This is a genomic window from Buttiauxella sp. (assembly GCF_049686335.1).
Classification (GTDB): Bacteria; Pseudomonadota; Gammaproteobacteria; order Enterobacterales; family Enterobacteriaceae; genus Buttiauxella.
Genome location: NZ_JBAVHX010000015.1, coordinates 144,390 through 164,014 on the forward strand (window position 1 = coordinate 144,390; position 19,625 = coordinate 164,014).

Annotated in this window: 20 protein-coding genes; 13 read left to right on the plus strand and 7 right to left on the minus strand. The window is 52.0% G+C overall.

The features are described 5' to 3' along the window. Positions 1–46: 46 nt before the first annotated feature. Entirely contained in the window at positions 47–616 is a 570-nt protein-coding gene (satP, locus tag WBL83_RS13025; RefSeq protein WP_424589546.1) for an acetate uptake transporter, read from the minus strand. A gap of 123 nt (positions 617–739) precedes the next feature. On the opposite strand from satP, the gene WBL83_RS13030 reads away from it, so the two are divergent. From WBL83_RS13030 to nhaR, 5 genes are all read left to right on the plus strand, one after another. Next, a complete protein-coding gene (locus WBL83_RS13030) occupies positions 740–898 on the plus strand; it encodes a hypothetical protein (protein ID WP_424589547.1) in 159 nt (52 codons plus the stop codon). A gap of 14 nt (positions 899–912) precedes the next feature. Further along, a complete protein-coding gene (dnaK, locus tag WBL83_RS13035) occupies positions 913–2,832 on the plus strand; it encodes a molecular chaperone DnaK (protein WP_424589548.1) in 1,920 nt (639 codons plus the stop codon). An 85-nt stretch (positions 2,833–2,917) separates the two neighbouring features. Then, a complete protein-coding gene (gene dnaJ / locus WBL83_RS13040) occupies positions 2,918–4,057 on the plus strand; it encodes a molecular chaperone DnaJ (protein WP_424589549.1) in 1,140 nt (379 codons plus the stop codon). A gap of 220 nt (positions 4,058–4,277) precedes the next feature. Next, complete coding sequence (gene nhaA / locus WBL83_RS13045) at positions 4,278–5,456, plus strand: Na+/H+ antiporter NhaA (RefSeq protein ID WP_424589550.1); 1,179 nt, start codon at positions 4,278–4,280, stop codon at positions 5,454–5,456. A 65-nt stretch (positions 5,457–5,521) separates the two neighbouring features. Next, positions 5,522–6,415 (plus strand): transcriptional activator NhaR, encoded by an 894-nt coding sequence (gene nhaR / locus WBL83_RS13050; RefSeq protein ID WP_424589551.1) that lies wholly within the window; start codon positions 5,522–5,524, stop codon positions 6,413–6,415. Between the two features lie 69 nt (positions 6,416–6,484). Here the strand turns inward: nhaR and rpsT are convergent, their stop codons facing one another. Then, a complete protein-coding gene (gene rpsT / locus WBL83_RS13055) occupies positions 6,485–6,748 on the minus strand; it encodes a 30S ribosomal protein S20 (protein ID WP_034459390.1) in 264 nt (87 codons plus the stop codon). Positions 6,749–7,074: 326 nt separating this feature from the next. On the opposite strand from rpsT, the gene ribF reads away from it, so the two are divergent. The 8 genes from ribF to WBL83_RS13095 all read left to right on the plus strand — a co-directional run bounded on the left by ribF (position 7,075) and on the right by WBL83_RS13095 (position 15,200). Then, entirely contained in the window at positions 7,075–8,007 is a 933-nt protein-coding gene (gene ribF, locus WBL83_RS13060) for a bifunctional riboflavin kinase/FAD synthetase (protein WP_424589552.1), read from the plus strand. 28 nt (positions 8,008–8,035) lie between these two features. Continuing rightward, the gene (gene ileS / locus WBL83_RS13065; RefSeq protein WP_424589553.1) at positions 8,036–10,852 is read left to right on the plus strand and encodes an isoleucine--tRNA ligase; all 2,817 of its coding nucleotides are present in this window, start codon (positions 8,036–8,038) and stop codon (positions 10,850–10,852) included. Beyond that, positions 10,852–11,358, plus strand: coding sequence for a signal peptidase II (lspA, locus tag WBL83_RS13070; protein WP_424589554.1), 507 nt, complete (start codon positions 10,852–10,854; stop codon positions 11,356–11,358). Before ileS ends, lspA begins: the two co-directional genes overlap by 1 nt. Before the next feature lie 3 nt (positions 11,359–11,361). Further along, positions 11,362–11,832 (plus strand): FKBP-type peptidyl-prolyl cis-trans isomerase, encoded by a 471-nt coding sequence (gene fkpB / locus WBL83_RS13075; protein ID WP_424589555.1) that lies wholly within the window; start codon positions 11,362–11,364, stop codon positions 11,830–11,832. Further along, positions 11,813–12,763 carry a 4-hydroxy-3-methylbut-2-enyl diphosphate reductase gene (gene ispH, locus WBL83_RS13080; protein ID WP_424589556.1) on the plus strand — a complete coding sequence of 317 codons (951 nt, stop codon included), beginning with the start codon at positions 11,813–11,815 and terminating at the stop codon, positions 12,761–12,763. The genes fkpB and ispH overlap by 20 nt, the downstream gene beginning before the upstream one ends. A gap of 76 nt (positions 12,764–12,839) precedes the next feature. Beyond that, entirely contained in the window at positions 12,840–13,757 is a 918-nt protein-coding gene (gene rihC / locus WBL83_RS13085) for a ribonucleoside hydrolase RihC (protein ID WP_424589557.1), read from the plus strand. A 104-nt stretch (positions 13,758–13,861) separates the two neighbouring features. Beyond that, complete coding sequence (locus WBL83_RS13090; protein ID WP_424589558.1) at positions 13,862–14,425, plus strand: glucose-6-phosphate isomerase family protein; 564 nt, start codon at positions 13,862–13,864, stop codon at positions 14,423–14,425. Beyond that, a complete protein-coding gene (locus tag WBL83_RS13095; RefSeq protein WP_424589559.1) occupies positions 14,418–15,200 on the plus strand; it encodes a glucose-6-phosphate isomerase family protein in 783 nt (260 codons plus the stop codon). Before WBL83_RS13090 ends, WBL83_RS13095 begins: the two co-directional genes overlap by 8 nt. 81 nt (positions 15,201–15,281) lie before the next feature. Here WBL83_RS13095 and WBL83_RS13100 read toward each other — a convergent pair whose 3' ends face one another. From WBL83_RS13100 to WBL83_RS13120, 5 genes are read right to left on the minus strand one after another with little or no spacing between them, the layout of a single operon-like run. After that, positions 15,282–16,097, minus strand: coding sequence for a PTS system mannose/fructose/sorbose family transporter subunit IID (locus WBL83_RS13100; RefSeq protein WP_424589560.1), 816 nt, complete (start codon positions 16,095–16,097; stop codon positions 15,282–15,284). Beyond that, positions 16,097–16,894: a PTS mannose/fructose/sorbose/N-acetylgalactosamine transporter subunit IIC gene (locus WBL83_RS13105; protein WP_424589561.1), complete on the minus strand. Its 798-nt coding sequence runs from the start codon at positions 16,892–16,894 to the stop codon at positions 16,097–16,099. Before WBL83_RS13105 ends, WBL83_RS13100 begins: the two co-directional genes overlap by 1 nt. An 11-nt stretch (positions 16,895–16,905) precedes the next feature. Next, positions 16,906–17,400, minus strand: a complete 495-nt coding sequence (locus WBL83_RS13110; RefSeq protein WP_424589562.1) for a PTS system mannose/fructose/N-acetylgalactosamine-transporter subunit IIB — start codon at positions 17,398–17,400, stop codon at positions 16,906–16,908. A 9-nt stretch (positions 17,401–17,409) separates the two neighbouring features. Beyond that, positions 17,410–17,838 carry a PTS sugar transporter subunit IIA gene (locus tag WBL83_RS13115; protein ID WP_424589563.1) on the minus strand — a complete coding sequence of 143 codons (429 nt, stop codon included), beginning with the start codon at positions 17,836–17,838 and terminating at the stop codon, positions 17,410–17,412. A 2-nt stretch (positions 17,839–17,840) separates the two neighbouring features. Then, positions 17,841–19,589 carry a class I mannose-6-phosphate isomerase gene (locus WBL83_RS13120; protein ID WP_424589564.1) on the minus strand — a complete coding sequence of 583 codons (1,749 nt, stop codon included), beginning with the start codon at positions 19,587–19,589 and terminating at the stop codon, positions 17,841–17,843. Between the last annotated feature and the right edge of the window lie 36 nt (positions 19,590–19,625).

Here is a 19,625-nt window from a genome sequence, read left to right on the forward strand (position 1 = left end):
GAGCCTGGCTCCGCGTTTTTGTTTCTTACCGCAGTGAAGACACTAATTAGTGTTTTTCACCGATTGGCAAAACGGTGCGGCCGAACTGCTCGTTGAGCACTTCGCCCATTGCCAGGTAAATGGCAGATGAACCACAAACCAGACCCACCCAACCTGCAATGCGCACAATGCCTTCGTTGTCAGCCAGATGGCCGATAGCCAGCAGAGCAAACAAGACCGTCAGGCTTGCGAACACGAACTGCAGCATGCGTGGCGCAGAAGCCAAAGTGCCGAAGAACATGAACAGCGTGAATACGCCCCACAGACCAAGATACGCGCCAAGGAAGTGTGCGTTTGCCGCGTCTGCGAGACCCATCTTAGGCATGATCAGAATGGCGACCAGAGTCAGCCAGAAAGAGCCATAAGAAGTGAATGCTGTCAGGCCGAAAGTATTACCTTTCTTAAATTCCAACAGGCCGGCAAAAATTTGTGCGATACCACCGTAGAAAATACCCATTGCAAGAATATTGACATCGAAAGGGAAGATGCCGGTGTTATGCAAATTGAGCAGAATGGTGGTCATGCCGAAGCCCATCAAGCCCAGGGGAGCTGGATTAGCCAACTTAGTGTTGCCCATAGTTCCTCTAAAATTCGTCTAAAAATGGATATATGTAAGCGCCGCACAGCCGCGAAAGGGCAGCGGGGCGCGGCATCATAATCAGGCGCAGGTCGCGAGTCTATGATCTAAACAGGTGTGAAGATGAAAATTTTTTTTAGCTTGCCCCTTGATGGCGAGCTTACTGACCCCATCTTGTATGCAACCGCAGTTGATGGACCTGAAAAAAAGCGTGTTTGGGCAGTTGAAAGACTCTTGTTTGCCCGCATAACAGGTTCACGACCATATGACGACAAATTTTAAGTGGAGACGTTTAGATGGGTAAAATTATTGGCATCGACCTGGGTACTACCAACTCTTGTGTAGCGATTATGGATGGTACTACTGCTCGCGTTCTGGAAAACGCCGAAGGCGACCGCACCACTCCTTCAATTATTGCTTATACCCAGGATGGTGAGATTCTGGTTGGTCAGCCGGCTAAACGTCAGGCAGTGACTAACCCGCAGAACACACTGTTCGCGATCAAACGCCTGATTGGCCGTCGCTTCCAGGACGAAGAAGTACAGCGTGATGAAGCTATCATGCCGTACAAAATTATTGGCGCTGATAACGGCGACGCATGGATTGACGTTAAAGGCCAGAAAATGGCACCTCCGCAGATCTCTGCTGAAGTGCTGAAGAAAATGAAGAAAACTGCTGAAGATTACCTGGGTGAGCCAGTTACTGAAGCGGTAATCACCGTTCCTGCATACTTCAACGATGCTCAGCGTCAGGCAACTAAAGATGCTGGCCGTATCGCAGGTCTGGAAGTAAAACGTATCATCAACGAACCAACCGCAGCGGCTCTGGCCTACGGTCTGGATAAAGAAGTTGGCAACCGTACTATCGCGGTTTACGACTTGGGTGGTGGTACTTTCGATATCTCTATCATCGAAATTGATGAAGTTGATGGCGAAAAAACCTTCGAAGTTCTGGCAACCAACGGTGATACCCACCTGGGTGGTGAAGACTTCGATAGCCGTCTGATCAACTACTTAGTGGAAGAGTTCAAGAAAGATCAAGGTATCGATCTGCGTAACGATCCACTGGCTATGCAGCGTCTGAAAGAAGCTGCTGAAAAAGCGAAAATTGAGCTGTCTTCAGCTCAGCAGACCGACGTGAACCTGCCGTACATCACTGCAGACGCTTCCGGTCCAAAACACATGAACATCAAAGTGACTCGCGCGAAACTGGAATCCCTGGTCGAAGACCTGGTAAACCGTTCTATCGAGCCGCTGAAAGTTGCACTGCAAGATGCTGGCCTGTCTGTTTCCGATATCCAGGATGTCATCCTGGTTGGTGGTCAGACTCGTATGCCAATGGTGCAGAAAAAAGTTACTGAGTTCTTCGGTAAAGAGCCACGTAAAGACGTTAACCCGGACGAAGCTGTTGCAATCGGTGCTGCTGTCCAGGGTGGTGTACTTGCGGGTGATGTGACTGACGTACTGCTGCTGGACGTTACCCCGCTGTCTCTGGGTATCGAAACCATGGGCGGTGTCATGACTTCACTGATTAACAAAAACACCACTATCCCGACTAAACACAGCCAGGTGTTCTCTACAGCTGAAGATAATCAGTCTGCAGTGACCATCCATGTGATTCAGGGTGAGCGTAAACGTGCTTCTGATAACAAATCTTTGGGTCAGTTCAACCTGGATGGTATCAGCCCAGCACCACGCGGCATGCCGCAAATCGAAGTGACCTTCGATATCGATGCTGACGGCATTCTGCACGTTTCCGCGAAAGACAAAAATAGCGGTAAAGAGCAGAAAATCACCATCAAGGCTTCTTCTGGTCTGAATGAAGAAGAGATCCAAAAAATGGTGCGTGAAGCAGAAGCTAACGCCGAGTCTGACCGTAAGTTCGAAGAACTGGTTCAGACCCGTAACCAGGGTGACCACCTGCTGCATAGCACTCGTAAGCAAGTTGAAGAAGCCGGTGACAAACTGCCAGCTGACGACAAAACTGCAATCGAGTCTGCTTTGACCGCGCTGGAATCTTCTCTGAAAGGCGAAGACAAAGCTGACATCGAAGCGAAAATGCAGGCACTGGCGCAAGTTTCTCAGAAATTGATGGAACTGGCTCAGGCACAGCACGCTGAACAACAAGCAGGCAACGCGACTGATGCTGGCAACTCTGCTGGCAAAGACGACGATGTTGTTGATGCTGAGTTCGAAGAAGTTAAAGACAAAAAATAATCGCCCTTTGAGCGGTTTGTAACTGGCACGGGCGTCGAGGTTTTCCTCTACGCCCGTGCACGCATGTTAGGGGCAGACAAAAAAGATGGCGAAGAGAGACTATTACGAGGTTTTAGGCGTTCCGAAAAACGCGGAAGAGCGTGAAATCAAGAAAGCCTATAAACGCCTGGCAATGAAGTTCCACCCGGATCGTAATCAGGGTGACAAAGAGTCTGAGGCGAAGTTTAAAGAAATTAAAGAAGCCTACGAAATCCTTACCGACGAGCAAAAACGTGCAGCCTACGATCAGTACGGACATGCTGCGTTTGAGCAGGGCGGTATGGGCGGCGGCGGTCACGGCGGATTTGGTGGCGGTGGCGCTGATTTCGGCGATATCTTTGGCGACGTATTCGGCGATATCTTCGGTGGTGGCCGTCGTCAACGCGCTTCCCGTGGTGCCGATTTACGCTACAACATGGACTTAACGCTGGAAGAAGCGGTTCGTGGCGTCACCAAAGAGATCCGCATTCCAACACTTGAAGAGTGTGACGTTTGTCATGGTAGCGGCGCGAAAGCGGGCTCCAAACCACAAACTTGCCCGACGTGTCATGGACAAGGCCAGGTGCAAATGCGCCAGGGCTTCTTCACGGTGCAGCAAAGCTGTCCACACTGTCAGGGTCGCGGTTCGATTATTAAAGATCCGTGTAACACCTGTCATGGTCATGGCCGGGTAGAAAAAACCAAAACGCTGTCGGTGAAAATCCCGGCGGGCGTTGATACCGGTGACCGTATTCGTCTTGCTGGTGAAGGTGAAGCCGGTGAGCATGGCGCTCCATCAGGTGATTTGTACGTTCAGGTGCAGGTCAAGCAGCACCCAATCTTCGAACGTGAAGGCAATAACCTGTATTGCGAAGTGCCAATTAACTTTGCAATGGCGGCACTGGGTGGCGAGATTGAAGTGCCAACACTGGATGGTCGTGTAAACCTGAAAGTGCCTGGCGAAACGCAAACTGGCAAACTGTTCAGAATGCGTGGCAAAGGGGTGAAATCAGTACGTGGCGGGGCTCAGGGCGACCTGTTATGCCGCGTTGTGGTGGAAACACCTGTCAGCCTGAACGAAAAGCAGAAGCAGTTACTGCGCGATCTGGCTGAAAGTTTTGGTGGGCCAAGTGGCGAAAAGAACAGTCCGCGTTCAAAGAGCTTCTTTGATGGCGTGAAGAAATTCTTTGATGATTTGACCCGCTAAACTCCACACTTCTTTGTGTAATACAAAAGCCTGAATCGGATAATTTGGATTCAGGCTTTTTTATGCGCCTAATCTGGATCCGCTTAACAGCTCTTTCATTTCGTTTTAACCGAGTTATTCTCGCAATATAATCTACTTTTCTCGATGTGTCAGGCAGGCTATGCTTAAGACAAATTAAAGCCCTAAATTTTTAAGGCTCTTGAATGGGTTGGATGAAAGAATGACCAAAAAACTAAAACGCTTTTTCCATAGCGATGCCTCTAGCGGCATCTTTTTAATCCTTGCCGCAGTGCTGGCAATGGTTCTGGCTAATCTGGATGCCACCAGTCAGTTGTACCAATCGTTCTTGAATACACCGGTAGAAGTACGTATCGGTTCTCTGGATATCAGTAAAAACCTGTTGTTATGGGTTAACGATGCACTGATGGCCATCTTCTTCCTGATGATTGGTCTGGAAGTAAAACGTGAAATGGTCAGCGGTTCGCTTGCCAGTATGCGTCAGGCGTCGTTCCCGGTAATTGCCGCATTGGGTGGCATGGTTATCCCTGCAGCAATCTATTTGCTGTTCAATTTCCACGACCCAATCACCCGTGAGGGATGGGCAATCCCGGCAGCAACGGACATTGCCTTTGCGTTGGGTATCCTCGCATTGTTGGGGAATCGTGTACCGGTGGCACTCAAAGTGTTCCTGATGGCACTGGCGATTATTGATGACCTGGGCGCGATTGTTATCATTGCTCTGTTCTACACCAGCGACCTTTCTGTGCTTTCGCTGGCGGTTGCCGCCGGGGCAATTGCGGTGCTGGCATTGCTGAATATCTGCAACGTGCGCCGTACCGGTTTGTATATTCTGGTCGGTGTGGTGTTGTGGACTGCGGTGCTGAAATCCGGTGTTCATGCCACGCTGGCAGGGGTCATCATCGGTTTCCTGATCCCGCTGAAAGAAGTGAAAGGGCGTTCACCGGCAAAAGAACTGGAGCACGTGCTTCATCCTTGGGTCGCGTTCTTGATTCTGCCTTTGTTCGCTTTCGCCAATGCGGGCGTATCGCTGGATGGTGTCACCTTTGCGGGCTTAACTTCATTGTTACCGATGGGGATTATGGCAGGTCTGTTCATTGGCAAGCCGCTTGGAATTAGCTTGTTCTGTTGGGCTGCACTGAAGCTGAAGCTGGCGACCTTGCCAGAAGGAACCACCTGCAAAGAAATTATGGCGGTGGGCGTGCTGTGCGGCATTGGCTTCACCATGTCTATCTTCATCGCATCACTGGCGTTTGATGGTGCGGATCCTGCGCTGATTACCTGGGCAAAACTGGGTATATTGTTAGGGTCGCTGCTTTCAGCAGTGGTGGGGTACTGCATGTTGAGAAGCCGTTTTAGCCAGCAACTCCAGCATAATTAATTAACCGACTAACGGCTCTTCTGGAGCCGTTAGCTTATGGAATATTTCTCAGGGAGCGAAAACGCATGTCGCACATAAATTACAATCACCTTTACTACTTCTGGCATGTTTGCAAAGAAGGGTCGGTTGTTGGTGCCGCTGAAGCACTTTACTTAACGCCGCAAACTATCACGGGCCAGATCAAAGCATTAGAAGAGCGTCTGCAAGGTAAACTCTTCCGTCGCCAGGGGCGTGGTCTGGTACCTTCTGAATTGGGCCAACTGGTTTTCCGCTATGCGGATCGCATGTTTACTTTAAGCCAGGAAATGCTGGATATCGTCAACTATCGCAAAGAGTCCAGTTTGCTGTTTGATGTCGGTATCGCGGACGCATTGTCTAAACGCCTGGTCAGCGGCGTACTCGATGCGGCAGTCGTTGAAGATGAACAAATCCACCTGCGCTGTTTTGAGTCGACTCACGAAATGTTGCTCGAACAATTGAGCCAACACAAACTGGACATGATCATCTCCGATTGCCCCATTGACTCGACACAGCAAGAAGGGTTGTTCTCGGTGAAAATCGGCGAGTGTGGCATTAGCTTCTGGTCTCAGAATCCAGTGCCAGATTTGCCTTTCCCGGCATGCCTTGAAACCCGACGTTTGTTGATTCCTGGCCGTCGCTCGATGCTTGGGCGCAAAATTCTCAACTGGATACACACTCAGGGATTGAACGTTGAGATCCTTGGGGAGTTTGATGATGCCGCGCTGATGAAAGCTTTTGGTGCAGCACACAATGCGATATTCGTCGCACCGACGCTCTACGGGCAGGACATCTATAATGATAAGAACATTGTTGAGATTGGGCGCATTGAGAACGTTATGGAAGAGTATCACGCGATTTTTGCAGAACGTATGATTCAGCATCCGGCTGTTCAGCGTGTATGTAACCGGGATTACTCGGCGTTGTTTAAAGAAGCTTAATTCGACAAATTTCAGGTATAAAAAAACCGGCATAAGCCGGTTTTTTTCAAGCTACCAACGAAGAGGCGATTAAGCCAGTTTGTTGATCTGCGCTACAAGGTTAGCCTTATGGCGCGCAGCTTTGTTTTTGTGGATCAGACCTTTGCTAGCCTGACGATCCACGATTGGTTGCATTTCGTTAAATGCTTTCTGTGCAGCAGCTTTGTCGCCAGTTTCAATCGCTGCGTATACTTTCTTGATGAAAGTACGCATCATAGAGCGACGGCTTGCGTTGTGCTTACGAGCCTTTTCAGACTGTACAGCACGTTTCTTAGCTGATTTGATATTAGCCAAGGTCCAACTCCCAAATATGATCTATGTGGACAATTCAAAGGCCGAGGAATATGCCCTCTTAGCCTTCTTTTGTCAATGGATTTGTGCAAATAAGCGCCGTTAAATTTCCGGAGCTTGTTACGTTGTGATGGCGCGGATTCTACCAGCTTCACGGTCATGAATACAGCTTTTCGCAACAAAAATCGTCCAGTGATGCGCATCCACATAGAAACCAGACGCCAGCGCGATGAAATCCTTAACGCTTTATGTCAAAGGGAACAATCGCCGGTTAACCTTCACCGTGGTAATTGATATAATCCGCCGATTTCCACTGTTTTGAGCCAGCCATGAAGCTGATACGCGGCATACATAATCTACGCCAGAACCACCACGGGTGTGTCCTCACCATTGGTAACTTCGATGGCGTTCATCGAGGCCACAAGTCCCTGTTAAAAGGGCTGTGCGCGCAAGGGCGCGCGCGCAATCTGCCGGTGATGGTCATGATCTTTGAACCGCAACCGCTTGAGTTGTTCGCAGGCGATAAAGCACCCGCTCGCCTGACGCGACTGCGCGAAAAGCTTCGTTATCTGGCCGAATGTGGTGTGGATTACGTGCTGTGCGTGCGGTTCGATCGTCGCTTTGCAGCCTTTACTGCGCAAAACTTCGTCAGCGATCTGTTGGTCGACCGCCTCGGGGTAAAATTTCTCGCGGTGGGGGATGATTTCCGCTTTGGTGCTGGTCGCCAGGGGGATTTCTTGTTATTACAGAAGGCTGGCCAGGAATATGGCTTTGACGTCACCAGTACGCAAACTTTCTGCGAAGGTGGCGTGCGCATTAGCAGCACCGCGGTGCGTCAGGCTCTGGCAGAAGACGACTTAGCGTTGGCCGAGAGTTTACTGGGTCATCCTTTTAGCATCTCCGGGCGTGTTGTGCATGGTGATGAACTGGGAAGAACCATTGGTTTCCCAACGGCGAATTTACCGCTCCGTCGTCAAGTATCCCCAGTTAAAGGGGTATTTGCGGTAGAGGTCGCAGGCCCTGGCGACAAACTGCTGCCAGGTGTTGCCAACATTGGTACGCGCCCAACAGTGGCGGGTCTGCGCCAACAGTTAGAAGTCCATTTGCTGGACGTTGTAATGGACTTATATGGGCACCATATTGATGTGGTGCTACGTAAAAAAATACGTAATGAACAACGGTTTGCTTCGCTTGATGAACTGAAAGCGCAAATCGCCAAAGATGTGGTAACCGCCCGCGAATATTTTGGGCCTAATACCTGAGCAAGCTAACTACGGAACCGAGAATCTAATGAGTGACTTTAAATCTACCCTGAATTTACCGGAAACAGGGTTCCCGATGCGTGGCGATCTCGCTAAACGTGAACCGGGCATGCTGGCTCGCTGGAATGATGATGACCTGTACGGCATCATCCGTAATGCAAAGAAAGGCAAAAAATCCTTCATTCTGCATGATGGCCCTCCATACGCGAACGGCAACATTCACATTGGTCACTCAGTAAACAAGATTCTGAAAGACATTATCGTGAAGTCCAAAGGGCTGAGCGGTTTTGACTCCCCGTATGTTCCAGGTTGGGACTGCCACGGTCTGCCTATCGAGCTGAAAGTAGAACAACTCATCGGCAAGCCAGGCGAGAAAGTTTCTGCGGCTGAGTTCCGTGCTGCGTGCCGCAAATATGCTGCAGAGCAGGTTGATGGGCAGCGTGCTGACTTCATCCGTTTGGGTGTGTTGGGTGACTGGTCACGTCCATACCTGACTATGGATTTCAAAACCGAAGCGAACATCATTCGTGCGCTGGGTAAAATCGTTGGTAACGGCCACCTGCATAAAGGGGCTAAACCGGTTCACTGGTGTGTCGACTGTCGTTCAGCGCTGGCTGAAGCAGAAGTTGAGTACTACGACAAAACTTCTCCATCTATCTTCGTCAGCTTCCAGGCTGTTGATGCTGACGCGGTGAAAGCTAAGTTTGGCGCAACCCAAGTTGATGGCCCAGTTTCGATGGTTATCTGGACCACGACTCCGTGGACTCTTCCAGCTAACCGCGCGGTTTCTCTGAATGCAGAATTCGACTACGTGCTGGTGCAGGTGGATGGTCAGGCGCTGATCGTCGCCAAAGACTTGCTCGAAGGCGTAATGAAAAGTGCAGGTATCACCGAGTGGACAGTGCTTGGCGAAACCAAAGGCGCTGACCTGGAATTGACTCGCTACAAACACCCATTCTTAGATTTCGACGTGCCAGCTATTCTGGGTGAGCATGTAACCCTTGAAGCCGGTACCGGTGCGGTTCACACCGCTGGCGGCCACGGCCCCGATGACTACGTCATCAGCCAGAAATACAATCTTGAAATCGCTAACCCAGTTGGCCCGGATGGGTGCTATCTGCCTGGTACTTACGAAGGTCTGGACGGCGTTCAGGTGTTCAAAGCGAACGACCTTATCGTCAATATCCTGCGTGACAAAGGCGTTCTGCTGCACGTTGAAAAACTGCTGCACAGCTACCCGCATTGCTGGCGCCACAAAACGCCAATCATCTTCCGTGCCACACCTCAGTGGTTCATCAGCATGGATCAAAAAGGCCTGCGCGCCCAGTCTCTGAAAGAGATCAAAGGCGTGCAGTGGATCCCAGACTGGGGCCAGGCGCGTATCGAATCGATGGTGGCGAACCGCCCGGACTGGTGTATCTCTCGCCAGCGTACCTGGGGCGTGCCAATGTCCATGTTCGTACACAAAGACACAGAAGAGCTGCACCCGCGCACGCTGGAGTTGATGGAAGAAGTCGCCAAACGTGTTGAGCAAGATGGTATTCAAGCGTGGTGGGATCTCGACCCGCGCGACATCCTGGGTGACGACGCTGATAACTACACCAAAGTGCCAGACACTTTAGACGTGTGGTTCGACTCCGGTTCAACGCATTCATCTGTGGTTGATGTGCGTCCTGAATTCAGCGGCCACGCGGCAGACATGTATCTGGAAGGTTCGGATCAGCATCGCGGTTGGTTCATGTCTTCACTGATGATTTCGACAGCAATGAAAGGCAAAGCGCCTTACCGCCAGGTACTGACTCACGGTTTCACCGTTGATGGTCAGGGCCGCAAAATGTCCAAATCCATTGGTAACACCGTTTCTCCGCAAGATGTGATGAACAAACTGGGCGCTGATATTCTGCGTCTGTGGGTGGCATCGACCGATTACACCGGTGAAATGGCGGTTTCTGACGAAATCCTGAAACGTGCTGCTGACGCTTATCGTCGTATCCGTAACACCGCCCGTTTCCTGCTGGCAAACCTCAACGGTTTCAACCCAGAAACTGACATGGTGAAACCAGAAGAGATGGTGAAACTGGATCGCTGGGCAGTAGGCTGTGCGCAAGAAGCCCAGGCCGATATCCTTGCGGCATACGAAAACTACGATTTCCACGAAGTGGTGCAACGCCTGATGCGTTTCTGCTCCATCGAAATGGGCTCGTTCTATCTCGACATCATCAAAGATCGCCAGTACACCGCGAAATCTGACAGCGTTGCACGTCGCAGCTGCCAGACTGCGTTGTTCCATATCGCAGAAGCGCTGGTTCGCTGGATGGCTCCGATCATGTCCTTCACCGCTGACGAAATCTGGGCTTACCTGCCAGGTGACCGTGAGAAATATGTCTTCACGGGCGAATGGTATGAAGGTTTGTTCGGCCTGGCTGATAGCGAAACGATGAACAATGATTACTGGGACACGCTGTTAACCGTGCGTGGCGAAGTGAACAAAGTTATCGAACAAGCGCGTGCTGACAAGCGTGTGGGCGGTTCACTGGAAGCGGCAGTTACTTTGTACGCTGACAGCGAACTGGCAGCGAAGCTCAACAGCCTGGGCGAGGAATTGCGATTTGTCCTGTTGACCTCAGGTGCCGAAGTTACCGATTATGCGCAGGCAACTGAAGACGCGCAGCAAAGCGAAATCCTTAAAGGGTTGAAAGTGGCGCTGCGTAAAGCTGACGGTGACAAGTGCCCGCGTTGCTGGCATTACACCACCGACGTCGGCCAGGTAGCGGAACACGCAGAAATCTGTGGCCGCTGTGTAACTAACGTAGCCGGTGACGGCGAAAAGCGTAAATTTGCCTGATGAGTAAATCGATTAGTTCGACTGGTTTGCGCTGGCTGTGGCTGGTGGTCGTAGTCCTGATTGTCGATCTGGGCAGCAAATACCTGATCCTCCAGCATTTCATGCTGGGGGACACCGTATCGCTGTTCCCATCGCTGAATCTGCATTACGCCCGTAACTATGGTGCTGCGTTCAGTTTCCTTGCGGATAAAGGCGGTTGGCAGCGCTGGTTCTTTGCGGGTATTGCCATCGGTATTTGCGTGATTCTGGCAGTGCTGATGTACCGTTCCAAAGCGACACAGAAACTGCATAACATCGCCTATGCTTTAATTATCGGCGGTGCACTTGGCAATTTGTTTGATCGCTTGTGGCACGGTTTTGTCGTCGACATGATCGATTTTTATGTCGGTGACTGGCACTTCGCCACGTTTAATTTGGCCGATACGGCAATCTGTATCGGTGCGGCGCTGATTGTTCTGGAGGGGTTCTTTGTCTCCTCCGACAAGCCCGTAAAGCAAAAAGGGTAATCCATGGCTGAGTCTATCCAGGCCAATAGCAGAGTTTTGGTGCATTTCACGCTGAAACTTGAAGATGGTTCCACTGCCGAGTCGACCCGCAATAATGGCAAACCGGCACTCTTCACGCTGGGCGACGACACACTGTCGCCAGGCATGGAAGACCAGCTTGTCGGTTTGAAAGCAGGGGACAAGAAAGCATTCTCTCTGGCACCTGAGTCGGCGTTTGGTATTCCAAGCCCTGACATGATCCAGTATTTCTCGCGTCGTGAGTTTATTGACGCGGGCGAGCCGGTGCCGGGTGCAATTATGTTGTTCACCGCAATGGATGGCAGCGAGATGCCAGGTGTAGTGCGTGAGGTTAACGGCGATTCCATCACTGTTGATTTTAATCACCCACTTGCCGGGCAAACCATTCATTTTGATATCGAAGTGCTGGAAATTGACCCGGTACTGGAGGCGTTGAATGCAGATCCTGTTGGCTAACCCACGCGGTTTTTGTGCCGGGGTAGACCGCGCTATCAGCATTGTTGAAAACGCGCTGGCCATTTACGGTGCGCCGATTTATGTCCGTCACGAAGTGGTGCATAACCGCTACGTGGTCGACAGCTTGCGTGAACGTGGGGCTATTTTCATCGAGCAGATCAGTGAAGTGCCAGATGGCGCAATCCTAATTTTCTCGGCGCACGGTGTTTCCCAGGCGGTACGTAGCGAAGCCAAAGGCCGTGATTTAACGGTGTTTGATGCAACCTGCCCGCTGGTCACCAAAGTGCATATGGAAGTGGCTCGCGCCAGCCGTCGTGGTGAAGAGTCCATTCTGATTGGCCATGCCGGCCACCCGGAAGTGGAAGGCACCATGGGCCAGTACAACAACCCGAAAGGCGGAATGTACCTGGTCGAATCACCGGAAGATGTCAGTAAACTGGATGTGAAAAACGAAGCAAAGCTTTCGTTTATGACCCAGACCACGCTCTCTGTGGATGACACTTCTGATGTGATTGACGCGCTGCGTAAACGCTTCCCGAAAATTATCGGCCCACGTAAAGACGACATTTGCTACGCCACCACTAACCGTCAGGAAGCCGTACGTGCGTTAGCTGATGAAGCCGATGTAGTGCTGGTTGTTGGCTCGAAAAACTCCTCTAACTCTAATCGTCTTGCCGAACTTGCGCAGCGTATGGGGAAAGCGGCGTATCTGATTGATGATGCGACCGATATTCAGGAAGAGTGGGTCAAAGGTGCCGCATGTGTGGGAGTCACCGCAGGAGCGTCCGCGCCAGATATTCTGGTGCAAAACGTTCTGGCACGTCTGCGTGATTTGGGCGGCAGTGAGGCCCGTGAGCTGACTGGCCGTGAAGAAAACATCGTATTTGAAGTGCCGCGTGAACTACGACTGGATGTGAAAGAAGTCGGGTAACGCAACGCAAACAATTAGCGAAAATGAGAAAATGCCAGCCGGTTTACATCGTCTGGCATTTTTTTATGGAGTACGCATGAGCAGAACCCCAATCATTCTCGATACCGATCCAGGTATTGACGATGCAGTCGCGATAGCCGCAGCCCTTTTTGCCCCACAGCTCGATTTGAAGCTTCTGACCACGGTGGCAGGGAACGTCAGTGTTGAGAAAACAACGCGTAATGCGCTGCAACTGATGCATTTCTGGCAGCAGGATATTCCTGTTGCACAAGGTGCCGCCACACCGTTAGTCCGTAAATTACGTGATGCCGCCTATGTTCACGGCGAGTCAGGCATGGAGGGCTATGCCTTTGTTGAACACCAACGTAAGCCATTGGATAAGCCTGCTTTCCAGGCTATCTATGACTGTTTAAACGCAAGTCCTGAGCCCATCACGCTGGTGGCAATTGGCCCTCTGACCAACATGGCTTTGCTGCTTACTCAGTACCCAGACTGCAAAGCGAAGATCAAACGTCTGGTGATCATGGGGGGATCCGCAGGGCGCGGTAACTTCACGCCAAATGCTGAGTTTAATCTGGCCATCGATCCGGAAGCGGGGGCGCGAGTCTTTGAAAGCGGACTGGAGATAGTGATGTGCGGTCTCGACGTGACCAACCAGGCGATGCTCACTCCGGCGTATCTCGCAACCCTTCCTGAACTGAATCAAACCGGGAAAATGTTGCATGCGCTCTTTAGTCATTACCGGAGCGGCAGCATGACGACGGGCCTGAGAATGCATGATTTGTGCGCCATCGCCTGGCTTGTGAAGCCTGAACTGTTCCAGACGAAAGCGTGTTTTGTTGCGGTGGAAACCCACGGTGAATTTACCGCAGGCACCACAGCGGTGGATATCGAAGGGCGTTATCAGCGTGAACCTAACGCGCAAGTGGCGCTGGATTTAGACGTCGTCGGTTTCCAGCGCTGGGTCGCCGAGGTATTAGCGCTAGCGCCTTAAATATTTAACGCGACGCAGATCGAAGTTCTCCCGCCTGGACGTAGGGTTAATCGATTAACCTTGCTATGCTGATTAAGCAGTTCTCCTTGGGCCGGAGAAAAAAGATGAAGATTCCTGTCAACATGCCACCGGGTGTGGCATTCCTGAACGGCCATTTCACGGCCGAAAATATCATTACTAAAGTGACAAATAGCAGCTCTCTTGTGGGGGTGTTTCACGATGAGGCGTCCTGGCAAGCACTGCCATCTAATACGGTCATTTACCAGGTCGAAATGCTGTCGTCTGCGCAAGGGGAAGGTGAGCTTTTCGTCGGGACCACCCATTTGAATCCGGGGCGTGTCGGCGACGAGTTTTATATGACACGTGGGCATTTCCATCAGCGACGTGAGCAAGGCGAGGTTTATTTTGGCTTGTGTGGTAACGGCTTGTTATTGCTGCAAAACGAGCAGGGCGAAGCGCATCTTGAACAAGTGTCGCCGGGTTCTGTCCACATCATTCCTGGATTTACTGCACACCGTCTTATAAACACCGGTACCGAAATCCTCTCAGCACTGGCTGTCTGGCCCTCGGTTGCCGGGCATGACTATGCCGCGCTGGAAAAAGGTTTTGCCATACGCGTCGTAGAACAAGACGGAAAAATTCAGGCAAAAGAGGTGCAAAATGGCTGACTCGTGTCTCAACTTTGGGTTGGATATGCAGGTGCACCACCAGCCAATGGGCTTTAGCTACGGCGAAGAGGTGATTGGGCCGTTGCCGGAGATCCGCAAACTTGACAGCATCCGCGCATCGTTACGCGATCCGCATTGTGAAGGGCCGGAAGATGTTTATGCCATCGTTATGGATGTGGCGCGTTTACAGGATCGCGAGGAACTCAAAAAACGGATGTTGCTGTTTGGTGTGGTGACTTACGCTTCCGGGCGGCTGGGTGATGAACCGATCCGCAGTCAGGGGCATATTCACCGCATCAGCAGCCATAGCGGTTGGTCGCCGCCAGAGCTCTATGAAATCTGGCAGGGCAAAGCGATCATCTATATGCAGGAATATGTTGCTGACGATCCGGGGCGCTGTTTTGCTGTGCTCGCAGGGCCTGGGGAGAAAGTGCTGGTGCCGCCGGGCTGGGCACATGCCACGATTTCCGCTTCGCCTGATGAGCCGCTAACCTTTGGCGCATGGTGCGACAGAGAATACGGTTTTGAATACGAGGCAGTCCGCGCCTACAAAGGCCTGGCGTGGTATCCACTTTTGCAGGATGAACACATTGCCTGGCAACATAATCGCCATTATATGCCGGGGCGATTACAGGTGACGTCACCGCGTTGCTACAGCGAGTTTGGCATTACCGATGAGCCGTTGTATCAGCAATTTATTGATGAGCCCGCGCGGTTTCAGTTTATATCGAAGCCGGGGATGGTGAGTCAGAAGTGGGTGGGTTTCCATCCTTAATGAAGTCGGGTGACGCTGCGCTTGCCCGACCTACGGGTTCGGTGTGGTAGGGGGGATAAGCGCAGCGTCATCCACCATTTTTTAAGAAAACAACCCCACCGCCACTCCCGCCGCTGCCAACACCAGCAGCAACAGCATCGCTTTCACCGGCGAAACTCCGCGCTTAGCCATCAAGTACCAGGTGCCAATCACCACCAGCAGCGGCAGCAGATTCGGGAAAATTCCATCCAGCATCTGCTGCACATGGATATTCACGCCATCTTTGGTGACAAACTCAAGCCCGGTGCCAAGCTTCACGTAGCTTGCCGCCACGCCGCCCATCACGAATACGCCGAGTAGCGACAGCGCCTCGCGCAGGCGGGTTGATTTGCTGCTCACCAGCATTTCTACCGACGTCGACCCCATGCGGTAGCCTTTGAGGAACAGGAACCACGAGCCGGGGATGATAATCCCAAGCCATGCTACGCAATAAAACAGCGGCCCGAGGATATTACCGCCCGCCGCCAACGCCATACCAATACTGAGCAAAATCGGGATAAGCATACCGGGGATCATCGAATCACCAATTCCCGCCACCGGCCCCATCAGTCCCACTTTCAGGGTGTTGATGGTTTCGCCGTCAATCGGTTCGCCATTGGCGCGCTTTTCTTCCAGCCCCAGCACCATGCCGTTCACAATCGCCCCCAATTGCGGCTCGGTGTTATAAAACGACGCGTGGCGCTTGAGCATCTCCTTACGCTGTTGCTCATCGGGATAGAGCTTTTTCGCCACCGGCAGCATGCTCAAACAAAAACCGAATGATTCAAGGCGTTCAAAGCTCATGGAGGAGAGGTTGTACATCATCCAGCTGCGCCAGCAGCGGCGTAAATCCTGGCGAGTGAGTTTACGTTCTTCCATCAGAATTCATCCTCATCATCAGTAGTGGTTGAGGCTACGCGTTCAGCCTGCGGCTCGGGTTTGTAGTTGTAGTGAATCAACGCCAGCAGCGCCCCGACAATCACCAGCGCCACCATGTTTAACTTCAGGAAAACGATGCAGATAAACCCCACCAGGAAGTAAATCAGCATGCTGTAATTTTTGATGATTTGTTTAAGCAGAATCGCGATACCCACCGCTGGCAGAATGCCGCCCAGCACGTTCATGGTGGAAAGGACGATTTGCGGCAGGCTGTCCATAAAGGCATTGATGTACTGCGCGCCAAAATAGACGGCAATAAACGTCGGAATAAAACGCATCAGGAAGTTGGTCGCTTGCGGCCAGATAGCGCTGTTGAGATATACGCCGCGCTCGTCGCCCTTTTCCAGCGCGATATCCGCGCGGTGATTCCACCAGGAGTTCAGCACCATCATGGCGTTGAACAACACCGTACCCGCAATCCCGATTGTGGCGGCTAACGCCACGGCAACTTCCGGGCCTTTATTGGAAAGAATACCCAGCGCGATGGCCGGAAAAGCAACAAAGTTCAGGTCGGCTGGCATCGAACCGCCGGGGGTTACCATCGCGATGTACACGGCCTGAACCGCCACGCCAATGATAATCCCGGTTTGAACATCGCCGAGAATAAATCCTACCAACATTCCTGAAACCAACGGGCGGGTAATCAGATACCAGCCGCCGGTAAGCCCCAGCAGCCATGGGCTGCTCAAGGCACCGAGGTAACAGAGAATGCCGATCAAAGCCGCTTCAAAAGCCATAATGCACTCCTTTATTTGAGTTTTAGGCGCGCGTCCTGCCAGCTATAGCTGCTGGCATCGGGAACCAGACGAAATTCAATCTGGTGCCCGCGCTGCAGGAGGTAGTCGAACGCGGCTATCTCTTCCGGGTTTACAGACTGATTAGGGCCAATTGTCGTCGTAGTGGCACGTGCGCTCATCGGGCCAACGTTGATTTTTTTATTGCTGTTTTGCAGGCTGATCCCTGCTTCTTCGATGCGTTTTAGCGTGACGGGGGATTTGCCGATTACGAAATAGTGTTTTTCGCTGGCGATGATCCTGGGCAGTTTTTCGATAGCCGTTGCGGTATCAAACAGCCAGACTTTGATGTCCTGCACCGCACCTTTCATGACTGAAGAGAGCAGAGGATCCGCGGCGACCGCGTCGTCAATCGCAATGATCCCATCGCACGGAAGCTCTTTTGCCCAGCGAGTCACTAACTGGCCGTGGATCACCCGATCGTCGATACGTACAAATGAAATACTCATCGTGCCCCCTTAGAAATCATCCGATTGCGCAGCTTCAGCCAGGCGTGCCTGTACCAGTGTTTCTTGTGTTTGCTCCAGCAATTGCGCGGCGGCCTGCTCAACATCTTGCAGATCTTTTATCTCATCGCTCAGCAGCAGCATGGGGAAATTCACTCCTCCCAGAACCGCCACAGGCGGCTGTGTTTGCGGATCAAACGCGTGATGACAGGCGATGTTCCATGGCGTACCACTTTGCAAATCACACAACACCAACACGCCATCGGCGCCTTTGCTGGCCTGTTTCAACACGGCGGCAAACTCATCCGCAAAACTGTTGATGCCCTTGTTTTCCGTGAGCATGATGGGGAACACATGCGGCAATTCGCCGTATACCATGCGCGAACTGGTGAGCAGTGCATCTGCCAGTGAACCGTGTGTTGCCAGAATCACATTAATCATTTTTATCCCCTTACCCAGGCTTTCATGGTGGCGAGTTGCTGACTAGCACCGCGACCGTACGGTGAAATGCGGTATTCCCCAACGGCTGCGGGAATGATGAAGGTTTCGGCGTAATGCACGACAAAGGGTTCGAATGCGCCGCTCGGGCTTTCGACCAACGCTTCATCGCCTTCTACCAGGTTCAGCACGTTGACTCCGCCGTTGGTATGGTGTGTCACAGGCTGCGTAAACCAGTGACGACGAGTTTCGATAAATTCCCGTTCGTGCAGGCCGGTGCGCTCCTCGCGCCAGCCATCTCCAGCGGCGATGGGCTCGAAATGGTTCACCAGATGTTCAGTCACCCACTGAGTATCGCGTTGCCAGTCAATGACCTGTGCGCCATGTTCCAGGTGTACCGGGCGTGGCAGGCCATCAAGACCTAAGCGCCCCCAGTCCCACAATTTAAAGGTGAAAATGTACGGTGTGGCGCTGATTTCCAGCACCATCGCGCCGGATCCTGAGCAGTGTACGGTGCCTGCAGGGATCAGGAAGTGATCGTGTTTGCGTGCCGGAAAGCGGTTCACAAACTTATCATCATCAAAGGCTTTCTCACCACGTTGGGCGGCCGCCAAATCGTCGAGCATCTGTTGCGGTGTGATGCCGGTTTTTGTTCCGAGGTAAACTTCTGCACCCGGCTCCGCTTCCAGCAGGTAGTAACTCTCATCCTGGGTGTAATGCATCCCAAAATGCTGCTGGATGTATTCGGTCACCGGATGCACCTGGAAGCTTAAATTCTGCCCACCGATGGTATCGAGGAAATCGAAACGGATCGGGAATTCCGCACCAAATCGGGCATGCACACGCTCACCAAGTAGCGGGCGTGGGTAGAGCAACACCAGATCCTGAGAGGGGATCTCGATCCGCACATCACCAAAACGCAGTAACAGGCTGTTCTCCTCGGGCACACAGTCAAAACACCAGGCGTAATTTGGCTTTGAGGGATCGAGATCGAATTTGTCTTTCATCCATTGTCCGCCCCATACTCCAGGGTCGAAGAACGGCACCACGCGGAAAGGTTGCTGCGTAGTTTGTTGCAGGCCATGGCGTAGCGCTTCACCGCTGATCATCACCGGTTGCTCTGCATTATTGGTATCGAGCAGGAAGTCTGCCCGCTTTAGCAGGGGTGTTTTATGGCGATCAAACACCCGCCATTCAATAAAAAAGGCCCGTTTATAGCGGCGCAGAATATCTTCATCGGTATTGTTCGCACCCCAGTTTCCCAGTTCGCCACGGCGAAAACGCTGCTGAATTTCCCAGCGGGCGAGATCGGCATAAATCAGTACATCACCCGGATGAACAAAGGCCGCGCCAGGGCCGTAAATCACGACCAGGCCTTGCGTTGTTTCTGCCACTTGCTGTTGCAATGCCGCCAGTTTGTCCGGGCAGAAAAATTCGGTCAGCTCGTGGCAGGAAAGCACGCCAAACACGCGGTCATCGGTAAGGTTATGCGCCAGCAAGTCATGCAGATGCTGCTCGCTCAACCGTGCAGATTCTGCATTGATAACAAGTTCAGGATTCAGTTGCGTAATCAGTTGTGTGTGCAACTCGTCGAGTTGAACGCCGGGATAGCAGTCAATCACCAGCACCGTTTTTGCGCTGCGAGTGAGAGGGGCGCTGATGGTTTGCTTGATAGCAGACCAGCCTTGCCATGCCTGATGGTCAAACCCTGAAACCCTGACTTCGGGATACTTATCGTATGATGCCGGATGCATAATATTCTCCCTGTTTCTGATAGATTAAGATTAATC